Genomic DNA, 20,463 nt, shown 5'->3' with positions numbered 1-20,463 from the left:
TTTTATTATGATTGATTTTATAAAAGGTGGAATAGCCAAAGACGATAGAGGTCAAATTCGGTTTGTCAATGATTTTGATATGTCTTTGGTTAAAAGGTTCTATATCATTAAGAATGTAGATTTAACGTTAGTTCGGGGCTGGAGAGCACATCGCATCGAACAGCGTTGGTTCTACATTCTTTCTGGTTCTTTTGCCATTGATATTGTGAGAATTGATGATTGGGACATTGCTTCTACAGATTTACCTGTAGAACGCTTGTTTTTAAGTACGAATGAAAATCAAGTACTGCATCTTTCGACAGGTTATGCTACAGCTTTTCAGGCACTAGAAGAAAATTCTGAATTATTGGTTTTTTCAGATTTTGGAATAGAAAATGCTCCAAACGACGATTATACATATCCGCTGGATTATTTTATAAATAGAAAATGATAAGAATAGGAATTACAGGTCAAAATGGTTTTGTAGGAAGTCATTTGTACAATACGTTGGGATTATTCCCAGAGGAATTTGAAAGGGTCGATTTTAAGCGTGATATTTTTGAACAGGATCAAGAATTAGATGCTTTTGTTTCAAAATGTGATGTCATTGTACATCTAGCAGCCCTCAATCGTCATGAGTCTGATGAAGTGTTGCACGATACTAATATAGCTTTGACGGTGAAATTGGTTCATGCTTTAAAAAGAACAAATTCGCAAGCACATGTATTGATTTCATCTTCGACCCAAGAGGAGCGTGATAATCTATATGGAAAATCTAAAAAAGCGGCTCGTGAAGCATTAGTGCAATGGGCGAAAGCCAGCGGAGGAAAAGCAACAGGATTAATTATTCCAAATGTGTTTGGTGCTTTTGGTAAACCTTTTTATAATTCTTTCATTGCTACTTTCTGTTACCAGCTGACACATGGTGAAATACCTTCGATTGCCCATGATGGGGAAGTGAAATTGATTTATGTGCAAGAGTTGGTAGATACAATCGTTAAGATCATAAGAAGTAATGAAGGTACAGCTGAGTTATTTATTGAACCAACGGCGACTAAAAAAGTATCTGAAGTACTCACGTTATTAAATGAATACAAAGCAAAATATTTTGATGGAGGAGAGATACCTGTTATTCATAATACTTTTGAACATAATCTATTTAATACTTACCGTACTTATATCGATCACGCAACACATTTTCCCGTAAAGTTTACACAACATATTGATCCAAGAGGAGCATTTGTAGAAGTTATTCGTTTAGGAATTGGAGGACAATGTTCGTTCTCGACAACTGTGCCTGGGATAACAAGAGGAAACCATTACCATACCCGTAAGATTGAACGATTTGCTGTAATTAAAGGAAAGGCCCTTATTCAACTCAGAAAGATCAATACCGATGAAGTAATGGATTTTTATTTAGATGGGGAAGAACCAGCTTATGTGGATATGCCGATTTGGTATACTCATAATATCAAAAATATAGGAGATGAAGAGCTTTATACTATTTTTTGGATCAATGAGCCGTTTAATCCAGAGGATGCAGATACATATTTTGAAACTGTCTAAGCGTTAAACATATCATGAAAAAATTAAAAGTGATGACGGTCGTTGGTACACGACCTGAAATTATTAGACTATCAAGAGTATTAGCGGCACTTGATGCTTCTGATGCTATAGAACATACTATAGTCCATACAGGACAGAATTACGATTACGAATTGAATCAAATCTTTTTCGAAGATCTGGGTTTGCGTAAACCGGATTATTTTTTAGAAGCTGCAGGAAAAACAGCTACCGAAACGGTTGGAAATATTCTAATTAAAATAGATCCATTATTAGAAGAGTTGCAACCTGATGCTTTTTTAGTATTAGGTGATACTAATTCTTGTTTATGCGCAATTCCAGCAAAAAAACGTCATATTCCTATTTTTCATATGGAAGCAGGAAATAGATGTTTTGATCAGCGTGTTCCGGAGGAAACCAATCGTAAAATTGTGGATCATACATCTGATATCAATTTAACATATTCAGATATTGCGCGTGAGTATTTGTTACGTGAAGGTTTACCTGCTGATCGTATTATCAAAACTGGTTCACCGATGTTTGAAGTACTACATCATTACCTTCCTGAAATTAATGCATCTCAAGTTTTAGAGAAGTTGAACTTGGAGAAAGGTAAGTTTTTTGTAGTTTCATCACATCGTGAGGAGAATATCAATTCGGAGAAAAATTTCCGTGGATTGATGACATCTTTAAATGCTATTGCTGAAAAATATCAATATCCGATTATTGTTTCAACTCATCCTCGTACACAGAATATGATTGATAAGATGAAAATTGAAATGCGTCCGGAGATCCAATTTTTGAAACCATTAGGTTTTCACGATTACAATGCTTTGCAAAAAGATGCTTATGCAGTATTGTCAGATTCAGGAACAATTTCAGAGGAATCTTCGATTCTAAATTTCCGTGCTTTGAATATCCGTCAGGCGCATGAACGCCCAGAGGCAATGGAAGAAGCATCCGTGATGATGGTAGGTCTTTCTCCTGAACGTATCTTACAAGGCTTGTCGCAGGTATTGCAACAGCAAGTAGGTGAAGAAAGGAACTTTAGACCGGTTGCAGACTATTCGATGCCAAATGTTTCGCAAAAAGTAGTACGTATTATCATTTCATATACAGACTATATCAAAAGAACAGTTTGGTCTGAGGAAATTTAATATGCGAGTATTAATGATAAATACTGTATGTGGATTTGGAAGTACTGGATCTATTTGCGTTGATATTGCAACTATGTTAAAAGAAGATAATCATGATTGTTACATTGCCTATGGTCAAAGTACTACTGATTATCCTCAATCTTTTAAAATAGGATCAGTAATAGAAAATTATTGGCATAATGCAGGTTCGAGAGTTTTGGGAAAACAAGGGTATTTTACTAAAAGAGGAACTAAAAAACTGATATCATTCATAGAAAAATATGATCCTGATGTTATCCATTTACATAATTTGCACGGTAATTATCTAAATTTGGATGTTTTATTTACATTTTTAAAGACTTATTCGGGTAAGGTAGTTTTAACGCTACATGATTGTTGGGCATTTACTGGTAAATGTGCACATTATACCGATGTCGCGTGTTATAAATGGCAAACGCAGTGTGACAATTGTCCTCAGGTCAAAAAATATCCATCTAGCTTATTTTTTGATCGTTCTAGAGTAATGTTTGAAGATAAAAAATTATGGCTTAATTCTATTCGTAATTTGACAATAATTCCTGTTTCCAATTGGTTAGCTGATCAAGTTGGAAAATCTTTTCTAAGTAAATTTCCTGTAAAAATGGTTTATAATTGGGTTGATTCCAATGTTTTTAAACCATATAATAAGGTACACTGCGAGAATGAATATGGTTTAGATAATGGTAAATTTACTATTATCTTAGTTAGTGCTTCTTGGGCAGTAAATACAGTCAAATGGCAGGATTTAATTTCTTTAGTATCATTATTAGATACTGAGATTTACCAGATTGTTATTGTTGGTAAAAATAACAGTAAAAATCTGTTACCAGGTAATTGCATTTCCATCAATTATGTTGATGGGAAAGAAAAATTGGCAAAATTATATAGTACTGCTGATGTATATGTACATTTATCAACTGAAGATACCTTTGGAAAGGTTATTGCTGAGGCTATGAGTTGTGGCACCCCCGCTGTTGTATACAACTCAACAGCGTGTCCAGAAGTAGTTGGTGAAAATTGTGGATACATTGTCGAAAAAAGAAATGTGCTAGGAGTGAAAATTGCAATTGAAAAAGTAAGAAGTAATACAAAAGATTTTTATACCCACTACTGCAGAAACCATGTATTAAGTACATTTGATTACCAAGAAAATATTAACCGAATTATTGACATTTATAAAAAGTCTTAAGTAGTATGTTAGTTAATTTATTTGTCATATTCCTTATTGTTCTTATTGGATTTCATTTTAAAAAAGAATATGGTAATAACTGTGATTTATATTTTATTAGAAAGAGATTTATTAAGATTATTTGTATTATATTAATACTGCAATCTGGAATGAGAAATGTAGCAGTAGGTGCGGATACTTATGCTTATTTTCTAAAGTTCGAAGATATTAAATCTAGGACATGGCGAGAAATCTTTGAATCTATTTTTGATTATTATCAATTGGGTATAGGTAAAGATGTTGGCTACTCCGTATTTCAAAAACTTGCCCAATATATTTCTAGTGAATACCAGGTTTTTCTTTTTGTTATAGCTATCTGTTTTTTTTTATCATTAGGCTTTTTTCTATATAGAAATACTAATCATTTAAACGATCTAATTTTAGCTTTTGTAATTTACTCTGTACTTTTTTATGAATTTTTTTCTATTACGGGGCATAGGCAAACCATAGCAACTGCAGCGATATTATATAGTTTTGAAATGATAAAAAGAAGGAAAATAGTTCCTTTTCTTATTATTGTTTTATTAGCATCTTCTATACATAAATCTTGTTTGATATTTTTACCATTTTATTTAACCGCTTATGTTAAAAAACCAATATGGGTATATCGCTCTGTTTTAGTATTGTTTCCAGTATTTTTTATTTATAGAAATACTTTATCTGATTATTTTAAAGTCTTGGGTGGTTATGAGGTTTATGATCAATATGAAGGTGCGGGTACGTACGTTTTTACAGCAATGTTTTTGTTAATTGCTATAGTTGGATTATGGCGTAGTAAGGTTATTTTAACAAATAATCTGAATGCTCAGTATTATTTTAATGCATTTGCATTAGCAATGTTATTTGTCCCTTTAACTTGGGTAAACCCTACTGCAATGCGTATAGTACAATATTTTTCCATATTTATGCTTTTATTAATACCTGAAATTATATATTCATTTAATTATGTATCCGTACGTATTAGAAAGGAAATAACTGCTTTAACTATATTGGTACTACTTGTTCTTTTTATGAGATCAAATTGGAATTCTCCTCCATATGGCTTCTTTTGGGAAGAAATGTCTTTAGGCGATAATTATTTTACAAGATGAGTAAGCGTATTAAATATATAGGGTTTTATAACCATCTGGATTCTACAATTCAAAGAGTTTCTGCATTATCTGCAGTGAATAAAATGAATTACGTAATTGAATGTCTTAATGAATTAGATTATGAAGTTGATATTGTTTCTCCTTCTTGGGTTATTAACGGGGGTAATAGGTTTTTTATTCCTTCTAGTAAGGACAAAATAGGGAGGAACAATTATATCTACACACCTTCTATAGATGGGAGTCTTAAATTTTTTCAGTATTTGGCAATTTTAATGGCGTCTTTTTGGCTCTTTTTTTATTTAGTTTTTAAATCTAATAAAAATGAAAGAATTATTGTCTATCATTCTCTTTGGTTGAGCGTTCCCTTGTTTTTTGCTAAAATCATTAGAAAGTTTTATACAATTTTAGAAGTTGAGGAAATCTATAGTGATGTTTCTGCCTTACATAAAAAATTTGCGAAGTACGAATTACGGGTAATAAATCAAGCTAATTCTTATATATATTCAACGGAGTTGTTGGAAGAGAAAGTGAACAGAAGTAAGCCATCTATTATTTTATATGGTAATTATAAAGCATTTGATAGGTTAGGCAGTTTTCCATCTGACGGGAAAATTCATTTACTTTATGCTGGTATAATTGATTCGCATAAAGCTGGTGCTTTTAATGCTATAGAGAGCGCTATCTATTTGAATGAAAATTATGTGTTGCATATAATAGGTTTTGGGGAAGTTAGAAAGTTAGAAGATCGAATTTTGAAAATAAATGAAATTTCAAAATGTAAAGTTTATTACGATGGTAGTAAGTTTGGAGAGGATTTTATTGAATATTCTCAAAAATGTCATGTTGGATTAAGCACTCAAAAGATGTCAGGTAGCTATCTTGACACCTCGTTTCCTAGCAAGATATTAACTTATTTAAGTTTAGGATTAAGAGTTATATCTTGTAGGGTTAAATGTGTAGAGATGTCTAAAATAAACACTGCTATGGTGTACTATTCTGATGATAATCCCAAATCTATTGCGCAAGCAATTATGAATATAAAATTTGATGTAAATTTTGATAGTGTAAAACTAATTCACGACTTAGATATGCAGTTTAAAGTCGATTTAAAAATTATATTGGAAAATGAATAAAATGATTTATTGGGTTGATCGTATATTGGAATCATTCCTATTAAGGTATAGAAAGTGGGTCTTTTTAATTGGTATTGGTAGTAATGAAAATAGTATTTCTATTTTGGGGCCAACATCAATAAAGCGTGCTAAAAGTATCTCGGTGGGAAAGAACGTCACTATTTATCCTAACGTCTCTTTTAGTGGTTCTGGTGAGATAATTATTGGTTCTAATGTTCAAATTGGTGAAGGAACTATAATATATTCACATAGAAAAATAGTTATTGGAAATAATGTAGCAATTGCGGGTCAATGTTATATAATAGATTGTAATCATGGAATAAGTATAAGTGAACTTATGCAAGATCAAGAATTAATTTTCGATGAGGATGGAATATTTATAGGTGATGATGTATGGATAGCTGCTGGCAGTAAAATAATCAAAGGAGCTAAAATTAATGATGGAGCAGTAATTGGTGCTCTAAGCTTAGTAAATTGTGAAATTCCTGCTTATGGAATTGCTGTTGGAATTCCTGCAAAAGTTAAAAACTATAGAAATTAATCTTAATTAAATATGAAAGCGTTTAAAATTGATATTCCCGTTTTAATAATATTTTTTGCTAGGCCAGAACCATTGGCTAAAGTTTTTGAGCAAATAAAATTAGCAAAACCATCAAAATTATATTTGTACCAAGATGGTCCTCGGTTAAATAGACCAGACGATATTGACAATATTAATCAGTGTAGAGAAATTGTAAAAGACATAGACTGGGATTGCAAGGTTTTCTTATAAATATCAAGAAAAGAATTATGGTTGTGATCCCTCAGAATTTATTTCTCAAAAATGGATGTTTGAAAGTGAAGAATATGGAATTATTTTAGAAGATGACGATGTTCCTTCTCAAAGTTTTTTCCCTTTTTGTAAAGAGCTTTTAGAAAAATATAAGGACGACGAAAGAATGGGGGTAATTTGCGGTATGAATAACATTGGTTCTATTGATAGCCCATATTCATATACTTTTGCACGAACTGGTTCTATTTGGGGGTGGGCTACATGGAAAAGAAATGTTGATTTATGGGAAGAAAATTACGATTGGTTAAGCGATGATTATTCGCTCAAATTACTAAAGAAATCGATTGGTGATTCAGATTTTAAAAGTTTGATTAAGACTAGTTTAAGACATAAGGAATCTGGTAAAGCTTACTATGAAACTATTGTAGGATCTTCTGTTTTAATGCATTCGAAGTTGAATATCATTCCATCTAAAAATTTGATTTCAAATATTGGTATTGGAGCAAATGGCACTCACGCCCTTGATTCTTTATCTAAGGTACCTAAAGGTATTAGAAGGGTTCTGTTTATGAAAACATTTGAGTTAAATTTTCCTTTGATCCATCCTAAATATGTTATTGAAGATGTTAGTTATAAACAAAAACTCGACAAGATAATGGGGAATGGATATCCATTAATAAGATTTTCTAGATTAGTGGAATCCGTTTATTACAGGATAATTGAAGGTGACTTCAAAAGCATTCTTAGTGGGATGAAACGACGATTGAATATTAGAAAATAAGGGGTGCTTTTTTCATTTTAAATTTTATGTATAGATATATTTTAAAAAAATTGAATTAGTTAATATTATGAAAATTACTTAATGTAAAAATGGATAGTTCGCAACAAATTAGAAAGGGCGCTTTGTTTTCTTACATCTCTATTATTTTCAATGTAATAGTTGGTTTATTGTATACGCCATGGATGATTAAACAAATAGGAATTTCAGACTATGGATTATATGTATTAGTGACGTCTTTTTTGACTTACTTTATTATGGATTTTGGACTAGGAGAAGCTATTGCAAGATTTGTAAGTAAATACAGAATAGAAAATGACCAAAATAAGATTAATCAAATATTAGGGCTCACTTCTAAGATTTATTTGTATATAGATTTGTGTATATTATTTATTTTAGTTGTTATCTACTTTTTTATAGAAAAAATATTTATTGAATTAAAGGTCGTTGAGTTAGAGAAATTTAAAGTAATTTATATTATTGCAGGTTTATTTAGTTTGATTTCTTTTCCTTTTTCGTCGTTAAATGGTGTAATTATTGCGCATGAGAGATTTGCTTTTTTGAAACTATGTGATCTTATTAATAAAGTTTGTACAATCCTATTGATGATTACGGCCCTTTATTTGGGCTATAAACTTTACTCATTGGTTTTTATTAATGCTGTTGTAGGAATTATCCTTATTTGTATAAAACTTCATTTTTTAAAAAAAGAAACGAAAATTAAGGTTGACTTTAAGTTTAGGAGTAGTGTTTTAGCGCGTCAAATTTTTGGTTTTTCAGTTTGGGTTACAATCATTGGAATTGCTCAAAGGTTGTTAATAAATATTGCACCGACTTTATTAGCCGCTAATTCAGGTACAATCGCTATATCTGTATTTTCAATTGGAACGATAATGGAAGGCTATATTTGGACGTTTGCTGGAGCATTAAATGGTATGTTTTTACCAAAAGTAACGGCTTTGAATGAAAATTCAAAAGATCGTAAAAAAATTACAAATTTGATGATAAGAGTAGGGAGGATTCAATTATTAGTAGTTGGTCTATTAGTTGTTGGCATAATTGTATTTGGTAGAGACTTTATTAGATTATGGATGGGTAAGGGTTTTGAAGATTCTTATCTTGTTGTATTATTATTGATTCTTCCAGGATTAATCCCTTTAACTCAAAATATTGCGGCAACGTTAATGTATGTAGAGAATAAGTTGAAGTATACAGCATGGATATATTTAGCTTCATCAACTGTAAGTATATTGATTTCACTTTATTTTATTCCTGATTTTGGTGCAATTGGTGCTGCAATTGGAATATGTGTAGGGCTTACATTATTTCAAGTAATTGCAATGAATATTGTTTATCATAAAGTAATGAAAATTGATATTTTTTCTTTTTTTAAAGAATCTTTTTTAAAGATGCTCCCTTCTTATTTTGTCATCTTAATTTTAGGATTCATCCTTGATAAGTATATTCCAACAACTAATTTTTTTATATTTTTTGCAAAGGCCTCTTTGCTGGGGATTATTTATGTAGCTGTTATGTGGAAATTGAGTTTAAATAGAGAAGAAAAGAATATTTTTTCATCTTTGATTGTTAGACTTTTTGCAACTAAAAAGTAGTATTATATGTGTGAAATGAAGGATAAGAACATATTAGTTATATGCAGAAGTGCTTGGAGAGATGATAATAGTATCGGCAATACTTTATCTAACTTTTTTAAATATTATGATAGCAATAGATTATCAAACTTGTATGTTAGGGAAGAAGAACCTCAAAACAATGTTTGTACAAATTATTTTAAATATTCTGAAAAGGATATATTAAAAGGACAGGCTGGAAAAGTATTTGAAGGCAATTATAATCAAAATACAATCAATACGTCAAAAGATGTAACAAAGAATAAATGGATTCGTATTTTTCGGTCATATTTACTTTTGTGGATTAGAGAGTTAATTTGGAATTTTAGAAAAAGAAATAATCCGGTTTTGGATTCTTTTATTGAATTAAATAGGCCAGAAATAATTTTTGCCCCAGTTTACGATGCTATTTATATGCATAAAATTATTAAATATTTATCTTGTAAGTATGATTTAAAGGTAGTTTTATACCATTGCGATGATTATTTGTCATATAATTGTTATTCCTTTTCTCCTTTATTTTGGATTAATAGATTTCTCATTAGAAATTCAATTATGGGCTTAGTTAAGAAGTCACATATTAACTTTTGTATTTCGGAGGAACAAGTTACTGTTTATACCAAAATCTTTAATAATGAAGTGAATTTTGATATTCTTTATAAATCTATACAAGACATAGATAAAAAGGTTAATAGAAAAATTTCTTTTAGAAATGAATATAGTATTATTTACGCCGGTAATCTGGAAGGTGGTAGAAATGTGACTATAAAGAATTTCATTGATGTAATCAAAGAGATAAATTTTAATTCCGAAATGCAACTTCGTCTAGATATCTTTTCTCAATCAACGAATAAATTTTTTGAAACAGGAACTGATTTGATCTCATTTCATGAATCCATTCCTTATGTTGAAATTAGAAAAAAGATTAGAAATGCTGATTTTTTATTACATATTGAATCTTTTAGTAGGCAAGAGAGACTGTCAACAGCACTTTCTTTTTCAACGAAAATTGTAGATTATTTAGAAGCGCAGAACTGTATTATAGCAATAGGCTGGGAAAAGTCAGCTTCAATAAATTACCTCAAACGAAATAATTGTGCTATTGTGATCTCAGATATAAATAACATGGAGTTGCAAATTTTGTCTGCTGTTCAAAACTTCAAGGATATTCGTGAAATCGAAGATAATGCATATAGAGTGCTTGTTGAAAAACATTCCTCAAATCGTGTGATCACAAATTTTTATAATATACTTAATAAGTTATGACAGGTAGACAACAGTTTGAGAAATTTAAAATGATTATAAATTTCTTTACGTTTTTTTTTCAAATTTTCGGAAAGGGTTTTAATAAATTTTTATTATCAATTTTAAAGAATACTCCAGGGAAATTGGGTTTATTTTTTCGTTATATTTTTGTAAAAAATTTGACAAAAAAAGTTGGTGAAAATGTATCAATAGGACCTGGTGTATATTTTTTTAACCTTGAAAATTTAGAAATTGGTAATAACGTAAGTATTCATCCAATGTGTTATATTGATGCAGCGGGAGGAATCATAATTGGAAATGATGTTTCAATTGCTCATGGCTCATCTCTTATTTCGACAAATCATACATGGGACGATTCTAAAGTTTCTATTAAATATAATAAAGAAAGTTTTTCGCCGATTCATATAGAAAATGATGTTTGGATTGGATGTGGTGTTAGAGTTTTATCAGGTGTTATAATTCGAAAACGTACTGTTGTTGCTGCAGGTGCTGTTTTGAATAAGAGTTATGATGAAAACTGCCTTTTAGGTGGAATTCCAGCAAAAATTATAAAGAAAATTAATGTTTAATTATAAACTTATTCGTATTGCGACTGTTCCTATCTCTCTTAAAGTTTTACTTAAGGGGCAGCATCGCTTTATGAAATATCAAGGATTTGATGTTTTAGGTGTTTCTTCTTCAGGGAATGAATTGGAAGAAGTAAAGAGCGAAGAACAGATTCCTGTGCATGCGATAGAGATGACAAGAACGATTTCTCCTCTTCAAGATTTAAAATCGCTATGGAATTTTTATAAGTTATGTAAGAAAGAGAAACCTATCATTGTCCATTCGCATACTCCGAAAGCGGGTATTGTAGGTATGCTGGGAGCTCGTTTGGCAGGTGTGCCTATTCGTTTACATACAGTAGCTGGAATGCCATTAATGGAAGCGACGGGGATGAAAAGAAAAATTTTAGATTGGGTAGAAAAATTGACTTACAGTGCGGCGACTGGAATTTATCCAAATTCTAAAGGTTTGTACGATTTTATTATCCAGCATCACTATACGTCAAAGGAAAAATTAATGGTTATTGGTAATGGATCCTCAAATGGTATTGATACCTCTTTCTTTTCAAGAGAAAAATTGGACGAAACGGATTTAATTAAATTAAGGACTTCGCTTTCGATTAAAAACGACGAGTTTGTCTTTGTCTTTGTTGGTCGTTTGGTGGGTGATAAAGGAATTAATGAACTTGTGTCTGCTTTTGTACAGTTAAATAAGCCTAATGTTAAACTTTTGCTTGTAGGGTCATTAGAATCAGATCTTGATCCTTTAGCAAATGAGATACAAATTGAAATTGATAGTAATCCTAATATCATTACAGTAGGATTTCAAAAAGATGTGAGGCCCTATTTTGCTATTTCCAATGCTTTGGTGTTCCCAAGTTATCGGGAAGGTTTTCCAAATGTTGTGATGCAAGCTGGAGCTTTAGAATTGCCAAGTATTGTATCCAATATAAATGGTTGCAATGAGATTATTATTGAAGGGCAAAATGGTACGATTATTCCTGTTAAAAATATGGAAGTGATTCGCGATGCGATGATTAAGTTTGTTGATGATAGTCTTTTTTACAATAAACTAAAATCCAATTCAAGAAAAATGATTACAGATCGATATGAGCAAAAAGTAGTATGGGATGCTTTGTTTAATGAATATAATCGTCTGATACAAAAGAAAGGATTTAAGCATGTATAAACACTTTTTTAAAAGGATTTTCGATTTTTTTGCTGCTTTATTTGGTCTGATTCTATTATCGCCTATATTTATCGTAGTTGCCATTGGACTTTATTTTGCAAATGCTGGTAAACCTTTCTTTTTTCAATCACGCCCAGGTAAAAATGAACGAATTTTTAAGATTATAAAGTTCAAGACTATGAATGACAAGAAAGACCCAAATGGAAATTTATTGTCAGACGCTGAACGTTTAACTTCCATAGGAGCTTTTGTAAGAAAGACTTCATTGGATGAGATTCCACAATTGATCAATGTATTGAAGGGTGACATGTCTTTGATTGGACCTCGCCCGCTATTGATACAGTATTTACCTTTGTATAATGAAGTTCAACGTCGTCGTCACGAAGTTAGACCTGGTATTACAGGTTGGGCACAGGTGAATGGTCGGAATGCAATTTCTTGGGATAAAAAGTTTGAATTAGATGTGTGGTATGTGGAACATATTTCTTTAGTTACTGATCTAAACGTATTCTTTACAACCTTTAAAAAGGTGTTTAAAAGTGAAGGCATTTCAGCTGATGGGCATGCCACCATAGAACCTTTTAATGGACATAATTAATGATTGAAATATGTATTTGTTAGGTGCAAGTGGTCATGGTAAAGTCATAGCAGAAATTGCAGAGAGCAATGCTTTACTAATTGATGGTTTTATCGATACCGATATCAATAAATTATCTTTATTGGGATATCAGGTTTTTCACCAAATCCCACCTGAAATTATAGAGGTTATTATCGCCATTGGAAATAATAAAATTCGTCAAAAATTAGTCAATAATAATGCTAACTTTAAGTATTCCAGGTTGATACATCCGAAAGCTAATGTGTCAAATCGAGCTCTTTTAGGAGAGGGAACGGTGGTGATGGCAGGAGTGGCATTGAATGTCGATGTGACCATTGGGGATCACTGTATCATTAATACCAATGCTTCTGTTGATCATGATTGTGTTATTGGAGATTTTGTGCATATCTCTCCCAATGCTGCTTTAGCTGGAAATGTAACTGTAGGTGAGGGAACACATATTGGAATTGGCGCAAGCGTAATTCAAGGGATTAAAATTGGTAAATGGTGTACCATAGGTGCTGGTGCCGTTATAATAAGAGATATTCCGGACGGATGTACCGTCGTCGGAAATCCAGGAAAAATAATCAACAAATAGAACCATAAAATTTAAATATCATGTCAGATAAAATTTGGCTTTCGTCACCACATATGGGTGGCCATGAACTGCAGTATATTCATGAAGCTTTTGATGCAAATTGGGTTGCACCTTTAGGACCAAATGTAAATGGTTTTGAAGAGGATTTACAGAATTTTCTACGTGAAGACGTTCAGGTAACAGCATTATCCGCTGGTACTGCGGCATTGCATTTAGCTTTGATAGAATGTGGAGTTGGCTATGGTGATGAAGTGATCTGTCAATCCATGACCTTTTCAGCTTCTGCCAATCCAATAGCATATCAAGGGGCTATCCCAGTTTTTATTGATTCCGAAACGGAAACTTGGAATATGTGTCCTATCGCGCTTAGAGAGGCTATAACTGATCGCTTGGCCCAAGGAAAAAAACCGAAAGCAATTATTGTTGTTCATTTGTACGGCATGCCCGCAAAAATGGATGAAATATTAAGCGTTGCACATGAATTTCATATTCCGGTTATTGAAGATGCTGCTGAGGCTTTAGGTTCTACTTATAAAAGTAAGGCATGTGGTACTTTTGGTAAGTTTGGTGTATTGAGCTTTAATGGTAATAAAATCATTACCACTTCCGGTGGAGGTGCCTTAGTTTGTAAGACAAAAGAAGATAAAGATAAGGCTGTTTTCTTGTCTACTCAAGCTCGTGATGATGCTCCACATTATCAGCACTCGCATATAGGTTATAATTATCGTATGTCTAATATCTCTGCAGGTATTGGGCGTGGGCAAATGGAGGTTTTAGCGACTCGTGTTGAAGCACGTCGTGCTATGACAGATTTTTATGTTGATTTATTTTCTGGATATAAAGGTGTTAAAGTGTTAACTGCACCCTCTTCAGATTTTTATTCAAATCATTGGTTGGCAGCAATTACGATCGAACCACTTGAGGCTGGTCTTACTCGTGAAGATATAAGATTGGCCTTGTTAGAGTTGAATATTGAATCTCGTCCTTTATGGAAACCTATGCATTTACAGCCTATTTTTGATGGTTCACCTTACTATGGAGCTAAGGTAGCTGAGGAATTGTTTGAAAAGGGATTATGTCTACCGTCTGGATCAAATTTAACTAATATGGAGCGTGAGCGAATTAAGGAGGCTATTGATCAGGTTTTTTCTAAATAGCATTTCAAAGTTTTGATAGCTATTCGAAGCTCTATATATTAATAGTAGAGCTTCTTAATAAAATTCTAATGACTGAATTTTTAATTATTTTGAATAGACTAAAGTAAGTTTATAAAAGTGTGATTAGAAATATTTGGTTGATTAGGCATTATCTTTGCTCTAATGCAACAACTTTCCTAATATCTTTTTTAATATTATATTAAATGGGGGTAGTTTGGTTAAAATAATATATTTTTGTCATAATATTAAGCATAATAAATTTTTTAAATTTGAATAGAACATGCGATTAATTTTAAAGTGTGGTTTTGCATCAGGAGTGTTTACAGCTATCCTAATGATTTTTAGTTCTTGTGGATCACGAAAAAATATGGTATATTTACAGCCGGATTCCACACTTTTGAGTACGGTTTATGATCAACATATTCCGACCATCCAGCCTAATGATATTTTGACAATTGTAATTTCAGCTGCTGATCCTAAAGTTACGGCACCTTTTAATCCTGTCAATTCAATGTCTTCGGGAAGTTTAGCTCAATCTGCTGATATGGCTTTACGTCCTACATATACTGTTGATCAAAATGGAGATATTACCCTACCTATGTTAGATAAAGTTTATGTAAAAGGATTGACTCGATTGCAGGCGATTGATAAAATACGTAATGAATTGAGTCGGTATATAAAAGATCCTGGAGTAAACATCAATTTTAATAATTTTCGAATATCTGTTTTAGGTGAAGTGGCGCGCCCGGGCTCTTTCGTATTGGAAACGGAACGTATTACTATATTAGAGGCTCTTGGTTTAGCAGGGGATTTAACTATTCGAGGTGTACGTCAAAATGTGATGCTAATACGTGAGATTGATGGTCAAAAATCTACACATCGATTGGACTTGACAAAGCAGGAAACCTTAAATTCACCATATTATTATCTAGCACAAAATGATGTGATCTACGTAGAACCCAATAAATCACAAATTAATAATTCTAAATTAGGTGCGAATACGAATATTATTATTTCAATTGCAGGCCTTATTATAACCGTAATTTCAGTATTGACACGATAATTATCATAATGGAACAGAAATCTATACAACATAAAGACGATCAAGAAGGAGAAATTAATTTAAGACAGCTTTTTGAGCAATATGCCTTTTATTGGAAATGGTTCCTCCTATGCGTTTTGCTGTCCTTGGGAGTGGCATTATTTTATTTACGTTATGCGCAAAAGACCTACATTACTACTGCTAAAATCTTGTTGAAAGATGAACGTAGTGCTTCAGCAGGAGAATTGGCTGGAATTGCGGAATTAAGTAGTAGCATGGGGTTAGGAGGTGGGAGTCGTGGCTCATTTGTGACCGATCAAATTGCCGTTTTATCGTCAAGACGTCTAATGCGGAAAGTCGTTGATCTACACAATTTGAATATTTCCTATTCACAAAAAGGACAAATTCGTTCCTCAGAAATATTGGAAAAACATATGCCTTTCACTATTCAACTGCAGGGTGCACAGGACAGTGTGAGTCTGAGTCTTCAAGTTCGGACTAAGGATAATAAAGAACTTGAAGTAATCAATTTGATTGATGGTCAAAAGTATATTACAGGATTTGATAAAATTTTGAAAATTGGTGCCAATAATGTGATTTTTAATAAGAGCGATAATCCAATTATAAATTCCTTAGATTACGTGATTTTGGTAACGCCTAAAAATCAAGCAGTTGACGCTACGCTTGCTGCTATCAATATTTTTCCGGCTAAAGAAATTCAATCGTATATTGTCAATTTCGCTATGATCTCTCAATTGAGTAAAAAGTCTGAAATGGTTTTGAATAGTTTGATTGAAATATATAACGCTGATTTGACTAATGATAAGTTACGTATGACTCGTGCAACCTCCGACTTTATCAATAAAAGGCTGTTGTTGATTTCTAAGGATTTATCGGGAGCAGATGAGCAAGCTGCAGACTTCAAGTCAGCCAATTCGATGGTAGACATGGCAACGGAAGCTGGTGTATTCTTAAATAATGCTTCCGAAAACGATAAAAAAGTACTGGAATATCGTACACAACTGCAACTGGTTGACCATATGAACGATTACTTGAAAGGTGAAAAGCAAGGTCGGTTATTACCTTCTAATATAGGTTTACAAGATGTATCTATTGTTTCAGCAATTGAAGGATATAATAAATTAGTTTTAGAGCGAGATGACTTGCTTAAGTCTGCATCGGACTTAAATCCGACGGTGATTGGCCTTAATGAAAGTATCAATGAAAGTCGAAATAATATCCGACGTTCTTTAGAAAACTATCAACAAGTAACAAAATTAGCTTTAAATAATATTGAACGTAAATCGAATGAAATTAAGGGTCGTATTAATTCAATTCCGAGTCAAGAGCAAGGGTTTAAGAAAATTTCCAGACAACAACAGATTGTAGAGTCACTTTATTTGTTATTATTACAAAAGCGTGAAGAATCTGAAGTGAAAGCAGCCGCTACTCCAGATAATTTGAAAATTATTGATGCAGCTTATGGAAATGGTGCACCCGTATCTCCTAATAGGAATACGGTCTTAATGGCCTCTTTGATTTTTGGTTTACTTGTTCCTTTTGGTATTTTATATATTAAGTTTCTTCTTGATAATAAAATTCATTCACGCAAGGATATAGAAGATGCTGTTAAAATACCAGTTCTTGGTGAGATACCATCTGCGGAAGATACTATTATTCATCAAAATGATCGCTCATCTCTGGCTGAAGCTTTTCGAATTTTGCGTACCAATATGAACTTTATGTTTGGCGCTGATAAGAAAGATAGTTCTAAAGTTGTCTTTGTAACATCTACTATTGCGGGGGAAGGTAAATCTTTTGTGACCACTAATTTAGCACAAATACTTTCCATGTCTGGGAAACGGGTATTGTTAATTGGTGCAGATATTCGTAGTCCGAAAGTATTGGATTATTTAGGATTATCACACTTACAACATACTAATGTCGGAATTACACAGTTTTTGATTAATCCAGAGATGGATGTGGATAATATTATTATCAAGAAACCTGGAAATTATGATTTTGATGTGGTTTATTCGGGATATATTGCTCCGAATCCCGCTGAATTGTTGATGAATGGACATTTTGATGATGTTATTAAATATGTTCGTCAGTATTACGACTATATATTAGTCGATACGGCTCCAGTAAGTTTGGTAACGGATACCTTATTAATCGCTCATAATTCCGATTTAACATTATATGTTTCTCGTGTGAACTTCTTGGATAAGCGTCTTTTACAAGTGCCTCGTGAGCTTTATGTGGATGGGAAATTGAAAAATTTAGCATCTGTTGTCAATGATGTGGATTTTGCTCGTGGTTATGGCTATGGTTATGGCTATGGCTATGGTTACGGAGATAAAGGAGATAAAAAAGCTGGTTTTGCTAAATTTTGGCAAAATTTTAAAAGTAAAATTGGTTCAAAATAAATAATAATTAATATTATAAAAAACGCATTTCTTTTTATAAGAATTGCGTTTTTTTGTGTTTAATTAGGATTTTAAATAAATGAAGGTTTCTTAATTTTCAAAATTAAAAGTACACTATTCTAGTGTATGGCTCAAAAATTGCTTGAAACCTTCGTGGAAAACAAGACTTGGTCACATACAATTCTTTATTTGCAACAACAATGTGACTAATAAACCGTTTTTTTATAAGGTGTCTACAATAAAAACAAATTAATTAATATAATGAAAAAGTTATTTTTTACGTTTATTTTACTTAGCTGTCTGGCGACTGCTTCCGCTCAGTTTTCTCGTCCTATTAGTATAGGAGCCGGAGCGGGAGTTTCGTACGGTCTTACAGATTTTAAAAACACAAAAGTACATTTTGCTTGGTATGGCGAAGGAGATTATTTAGTAAGTCCTTTTATATCCGTTGGATTACAAGCACAAAAAGGTGAACTGAGTGGTCATAATGGTGAAAACTCTTATAATAATAGCTACTATGCTGGAAATGCAAATGCTAAAGTACGATTAGGGCAATTTATGGATTTACCCGATAATTATAGCAATTATACCTTAGGTGCGAGTAATTTGCAAAGGATTCTATCCAATATATATGTTGGTGCAGGAGTGGGATTAATGAAAAATCGGATAAAGAGTAATCTTACTGCTGCTTATCGTGAAGGAGTAGTTAATCAAGGTGGTGAAATTGCTGAGGATCGATCGGGCATTCACTTTATTGTTCCAATGAATATTGGAGTCGATATTCCTTTTGGCAGAACCCTTTATGGACCTAAATGGGCGATCAATGTCAATTACCAACATGGACTGACCTTTAATGATAATGTGGATGGGGTTGTGCTTGGAAAAAATGATCAGTATGGAGTGATGACCGTAGGTGTGAAGTATGCATTTTTTAACCGTAATTAATTTTGACACTTACTTAATTAACATTAATAAGAATAGTAATGATGAATAATATGAAAAAATACGTTCCGAATTTTACCATCGGTCTGGTTTTTTTAGCAGTTTTGATCGGTATGCAGGCTTGTAAATCAAGTTCATCCCTATATCAAGCTCCTAAAGTAAATGCTTTTCGTGCCGGAACGCTTCCTGCGCCTCCGGGAATGGTCTATGTCCCCTCTGGAACGATCCTTTTTAAAAGTTCTCTGGATACGGCTGATACCGGTAAAAATGTAAGTCTAAGTGCCTTTTTTATCGATGAAGCCGAAGTCACCAATAAACAATATCGTGAATTTATCAACTGGGTGGCCGACTCCATTGCCGTAACCGATTATTTGCAAGATGAACAATATTTTATTAATGATGGTGCTCCTGCCGAAGAACGTAAAATTGACTGGAAAAAGGTGAAGAAAGTATCTCCCTTATGGAAAAGTAATGATCCAACAGTAAGAGAGCGTTTAGCGCCGATGTTGCTCGTACAGGGAACAAAAAGAATCCTGAATCCCGAGATGCTGCGCTACGAGTTTTCCTATCAAAAATCAAAAGGTAATGCCAAAAAAGAGTTTGTCACAGAACGCGTTCCGGTCATGCCTGTCAACGATATCTGGTCGAGTGATTTCCCCAATGCACAGCTCGCTTCCCTCGATATGAACTATTTTACCCATGAGTCTTTTGATTATTACCCGGTAGTAGGTGTAACCTGGAGACAAGCGCGTGCTTTCACCGACTGGCGCGGTAAGGAGTTTATGGCTACGATCATGAAGAATTCATACCTGAGTGGTTACCAGTTGACATTAAGTCTCCCTACAGAAGCGCAATGGCAATATGCTGCGGAAGGCAAGTTGGATCCGAGAGATACGACGACCACAAAACGCTTAACGATTGATGGTGCCGAAGGTAAAGACAGATTAGCGGTCAACTTTAAGCAAGGGGATGGTACTTATGCACGTGATGGTGCTACGTTTACCCTACCGGTAAAGTCCTATACCCCAAATGCATTTGGACTTTATAATATGGCTGGGAATGTGTCGGAATGGACCTTAGATGCTTTTAGTCCGTCTGCAACGGTATTTGTCAATGATCTGAATCCTGCACTTTTATATGATGCCGATGAGCAAGATGCGGATGCACTCAAAAGAAAGGTCGTCCGTGGTGGTTCTTGGAAAGATAATGGGGAGCAGCTGAATACGGATACACGCAATTATTCGGTGGACTATGAGCCACATTCGTACATCGGCTTCCGCTGTGTAATGGCTGCCTTTGAAATGCCTACGGTACAAAGTAAGACTAGAAAATATTAAAAGCATAATG

At 33.1% G+C, this 20,463-nt stretch carries 20 protein-coding genes; all 20 read left to right on the top strand.

Annotated elements, in window-relative coordinates:
• Positions 1–7: 7 nt before the first annotated feature.
• Positions 8–430 (top strand): WxcM-like domain-containing protein, encoded by a 423-nt coding sequence (locus AC06G9_RS20905; RefSeq protein ID WP_480957115.1) that lies wholly within the window; start codon positions 8–10, stop codon positions 428–430.
• The gene (locus AC06G9_RS20900) at positions 427–1,545 is read left to right on the top strand and encodes a polysaccharide biosynthesis C-terminal domain-containing protein (protein WP_480957114.1); all 1,119 of its coding nucleotides are present in this window, start codon (positions 427–429) and stop codon (positions 1,543–1,545) included. The genes AC06G9_RS20905 and AC06G9_RS20900 overlap by 4 nt, the downstream gene beginning before the upstream one ends.
• Positions 1,546–1,559: 14 nt before the next feature.
• Positions 1,560–2,699, top strand: coding sequence for a non-hydrolyzing UDP-N-acetylglucosamine 2-epimerase (wecB, locus tag AC06G9_RS20895; RefSeq protein WP_480957113.1), 1,140 nt, complete (start codon positions 1,560–1,562; stop codon positions 2,697–2,699).
• A 13-nt stretch (positions 2,700–2,712) separates the two neighbouring features.
• Entirely contained in the window at positions 2,713–3,906 is a 1,194-nt protein-coding gene (locus AC06G9_RS20890; protein WP_480957112.1) for a glycosyltransferase, read from the top strand.
• 5 nt (positions 3,907–3,911) lie between these two features.
• Positions 3,912–5,036: an EpsG family protein gene (locus AC06G9_RS20885; RefSeq protein WP_480957111.1), complete on the top strand. Its 1,125-nt coding sequence runs from the start codon at positions 3,912–3,914 to the stop codon at positions 5,034–5,036.
• Positions 5,033–6,169, top strand: coding sequence for a glycosyltransferase family protein (locus AC06G9_RS20880; RefSeq protein ID WP_480957110.1), 1,137 nt, complete (start codon positions 5,033–5,035; stop codon positions 6,167–6,169). The genes AC06G9_RS20885 and AC06G9_RS20880 overlap by 4 nt, the downstream gene beginning before the upstream one ends.
• Positions 6,162–6,710 (top strand): acyltransferase, encoded by a 549-nt coding sequence (locus tag AC06G9_RS20875; protein ID WP_480957109.1) that lies wholly within the window; start codon positions 6,162–6,164, stop codon positions 6,708–6,710. Before AC06G9_RS20880 ends, AC06G9_RS20875 begins: the two co-directional genes overlap by 8 nt.
• Positions 6,711–6,722: 12 nt before the next feature.
• Complete coding sequence (locus tag AC06G9_RS20870; RefSeq protein WP_480957108.1) at positions 6,723–6,941, top strand: hypothetical protein; 219 nt, start codon at positions 6,723–6,725, stop codon at positions 6,939–6,941.
• 55 nt (positions 6,942–6,996) lie between these two features.
• Entirely contained in the window at positions 6,997–7,722 is a 726-nt protein-coding gene (locus tag AC06G9_RS20865; RefSeq protein WP_480957107.1) for a hypothetical protein, read from the top strand.
• 89 nt (positions 7,723–7,811) lie between these two features.
• The gene (locus AC06G9_RS20860) at positions 7,812–9,332 is read left to right on the top strand and encodes an oligosaccharide flippase family protein (protein WP_480957106.1); all 1,521 of its coding nucleotides are present in this window, start codon (positions 7,812–7,814) and stop codon (positions 9,330–9,332) included.
• A gap of 15 nt (positions 9,333–9,347) precedes the next feature.
• Positions 9,348–10,616, top strand: coding sequence for a glycosyltransferase family protein (locus AC06G9_RS20855; protein WP_480957105.1), 1,269 nt, complete (start codon positions 9,348–9,350; stop codon positions 10,614–10,616).
• Complete coding sequence (locus tag AC06G9_RS20850) at positions 10,613–11,185, top strand: acyltransferase (protein WP_480957104.1); 573 nt, start codon at positions 10,613–10,615, stop codon at positions 11,183–11,185. Before AC06G9_RS20855 ends, AC06G9_RS20850 begins: the two co-directional genes overlap by 4 nt.
• Positions 11,178–12,350 carry a glycosyltransferase family 4 protein gene (locus AC06G9_RS20845; RefSeq protein ID WP_480957103.1) on the top strand — a complete coding sequence of 391 codons (1,173 nt, stop codon included), beginning with the start codon at positions 11,178–11,180 and terminating at the stop codon, positions 12,348–12,350. Before AC06G9_RS20850 ends, AC06G9_RS20845 begins: the two co-directional genes overlap by 8 nt.
• Positions 12,343–12,948: a sugar transferase gene (locus AC06G9_RS20840; protein WP_480957102.1), complete on the top strand. Its 606-nt coding sequence runs from the start codon at positions 12,343–12,345 to the stop codon at positions 12,946–12,948. Before AC06G9_RS20845 ends, AC06G9_RS20840 begins: the two co-directional genes overlap by 8 nt.
• Before the next feature lie 10 nt (positions 12,949–12,958).
• Entirely contained in the window at positions 12,959–13,546 is a 588-nt protein-coding gene (locus tag AC06G9_RS20835; RefSeq protein WP_480957101.1) for an acetyltransferase, read from the top strand.
• Positions 13,547–13,566: 20 nt separating this feature from the next.
• Positions 13,567–14,703 (top strand): DegT/DnrJ/EryC1/StrS family aminotransferase, encoded by a 1,137-nt coding sequence (locus AC06G9_RS20830; RefSeq protein ID WP_480957100.1) that lies wholly within the window; start codon positions 13,567–13,569, stop codon positions 14,701–14,703.
• Positions 14,704–15,070: 367 nt separating this feature from the next.
• A complete protein-coding gene (locus tag AC06G9_RS20825) occupies positions 15,071–15,766 on the top strand; it encodes a polysaccharide biosynthesis/export family protein (RefSeq protein ID WP_480957099.1) in 696 nt (231 codons plus the stop codon).
• A gap of 8 nt (positions 15,767–15,774) precedes the next feature.
• Complete coding sequence (locus AC06G9_RS20820) at positions 15,775–18,174, top strand: GumC family protein (RefSeq protein WP_480957098.1); 2,400 nt, start codon at positions 15,775–15,777, stop codon at positions 18,172–18,174.
• Between the two features lie 261 nt (positions 18,175–18,435).
• The gene (locus AC06G9_RS20815) at positions 18,436–19,119 is read left to right on the top strand and encodes a hypothetical protein (RefSeq protein WP_480957097.1); all 684 of its coding nucleotides are present in this window, start codon (positions 18,436–18,438) and stop codon (positions 19,117–19,119) included.
• A 50-nt stretch (positions 19,120–19,169) separates the two neighbouring features.
• The gene (porK, locus tag AC06G9_RS20810) at positions 19,170–20,453 is read left to right on the top strand and encodes a T9SS ring complex lipoprotein PorK/GldK (protein WP_480957096.1); all 1,284 of its coding nucleotides are present in this window, start codon (positions 19,170–19,172) and stop codon (positions 20,451–20,453) included.
• Positions 20,454–20,463 lie beyond the last annotated feature (10 nt).

This window comes from Sphingobacterium sp. MAE, from assembly GCF_056711605.1.
This window is presented reverse-complemented; position numbering and strand designations above follow the sequence as displayed.

Excerpts from the sequence above, each read along its gene's own strand:
- AC06G9_RS20905 (WP_480957115.1), top strand. The coding sequence starts at position 8 with ATGATTGATTTTATAAAAGGTGGAATAGCCAAAGACGATAGAGGTCAA.
- AC06G9_RS20900 (WP_480957114.1), top strand. The coding sequence starts at position 427 with ATGATAAGAATAGGAATTACAGGTCAAAATGGTTTTGTAGGAAGTCAT.
- wecB (WP_480957113.1), top strand. The coding sequence starts at position 1,560 with ATGAAAAAATTAAAAGTGATGACGGTCGTTGGTACACGACCTGAAATT.
- AC06G9_RS20890 (WP_480957112.1), top strand. The coding sequence starts at position 2,713 with ATGATAAATACTGTATGTGGATTTGGAAGTACTGGATCTATTTGCGTT.
- AC06G9_RS20885 (WP_480957111.1), top strand. The coding sequence starts at position 3,912 with ATGTTAGTTAATTTATTTGTCATATTCCTTATTGTTCTTATTGGATTT.
- AC06G9_RS20880 (WP_480957110.1), top strand. The coding sequence starts at position 5,033 with ATGAGTAAGCGTATTAAATATATAGGGTTTTATAACCATCTGGATTCT.
- AC06G9_RS20875 (WP_480957109.1), top strand. The coding sequence starts at position 6,162 with ATGAATAAAATGATTTATTGGGTTGATCGTATATTGGAATCATTCCTA.
- AC06G9_RS20870 (WP_480957108.1), top strand. The coding sequence starts at position 6,723 with ATGAAAGCGTTTAAAATTGATATTCCCGTTTTAATAATATTTTTTGCT.
- AC06G9_RS20865 (WP_480957107.1), top strand. The coding sequence starts at position 6,997 with ATGTTTGAAAGTGAAGAATATGGAATTATTTTAGAAGATGACGATGTT.
- AC06G9_RS20860 (WP_480957106.1), top strand. The coding sequence starts at position 7,812 with ATGGATAGTTCGCAACAAATTAGAAAGGGCGCTTTGTTTTCTTACATC.
- AC06G9_RS20855 (WP_480957105.1), top strand. The coding sequence starts at position 9,348 with ATGAAGGATAAGAACATATTAGTTATATGCAGAAGTGCTTGGAGAGAT.
- AC06G9_RS20850 (WP_480957104.1), top strand. The coding sequence starts at position 10,613 with ATGACAGGTAGACAACAGTTTGAGAAATTTAAAATGATTATAAATTTC.
- AC06G9_RS20845 (WP_480957103.1), top strand. The coding sequence starts at position 11,178 with ATGTTTAATTATAAACTTATTCGTATTGCGACTGTTCCTATCTCTCTT.
- AC06G9_RS20840 (WP_480957102.1), top strand. The coding sequence starts at position 12,343 with ATGTATAAACACTTTTTTAAAAGGATTTTCGATTTTTTTGCTGCTTTA.
- AC06G9_RS20835 (WP_480957101.1), top strand. The coding sequence starts at position 12,959 with ATGTATTTGTTAGGTGCAAGTGGTCATGGTAAAGTCATAGCAGAAATT.
- AC06G9_RS20830 (WP_480957100.1), top strand. The coding sequence starts at position 13,567 with ATGTCAGATAAAATTTGGCTTTCGTCACCACATATGGGTGGCCATGAA.
- AC06G9_RS20825 (WP_480957099.1), top strand. The coding sequence starts at position 15,071 with ATGGTATATTTACAGCCGGATTCCACACTTTTGAGTACGGTTTATGAT.
- AC06G9_RS20820 (WP_480957098.1), top strand. The coding sequence starts at position 15,775 with ATGGAACAGAAATCTATACAACATAAAGACGATCAAGAAGGAGAAATT.
- AC06G9_RS20815 (WP_480957097.1), top strand. The coding sequence starts at position 18,436 with ATGAAAAAGTTATTTTTTACGTTTATTTTACTTAGCTGTCTGGCGACT.
- porK (WP_480957096.1), top strand. The coding sequence starts at position 19,170 with ATGAAAAAATACGTTCCGAATTTTACCATCGGTCTGGTTTTTTTAGCA.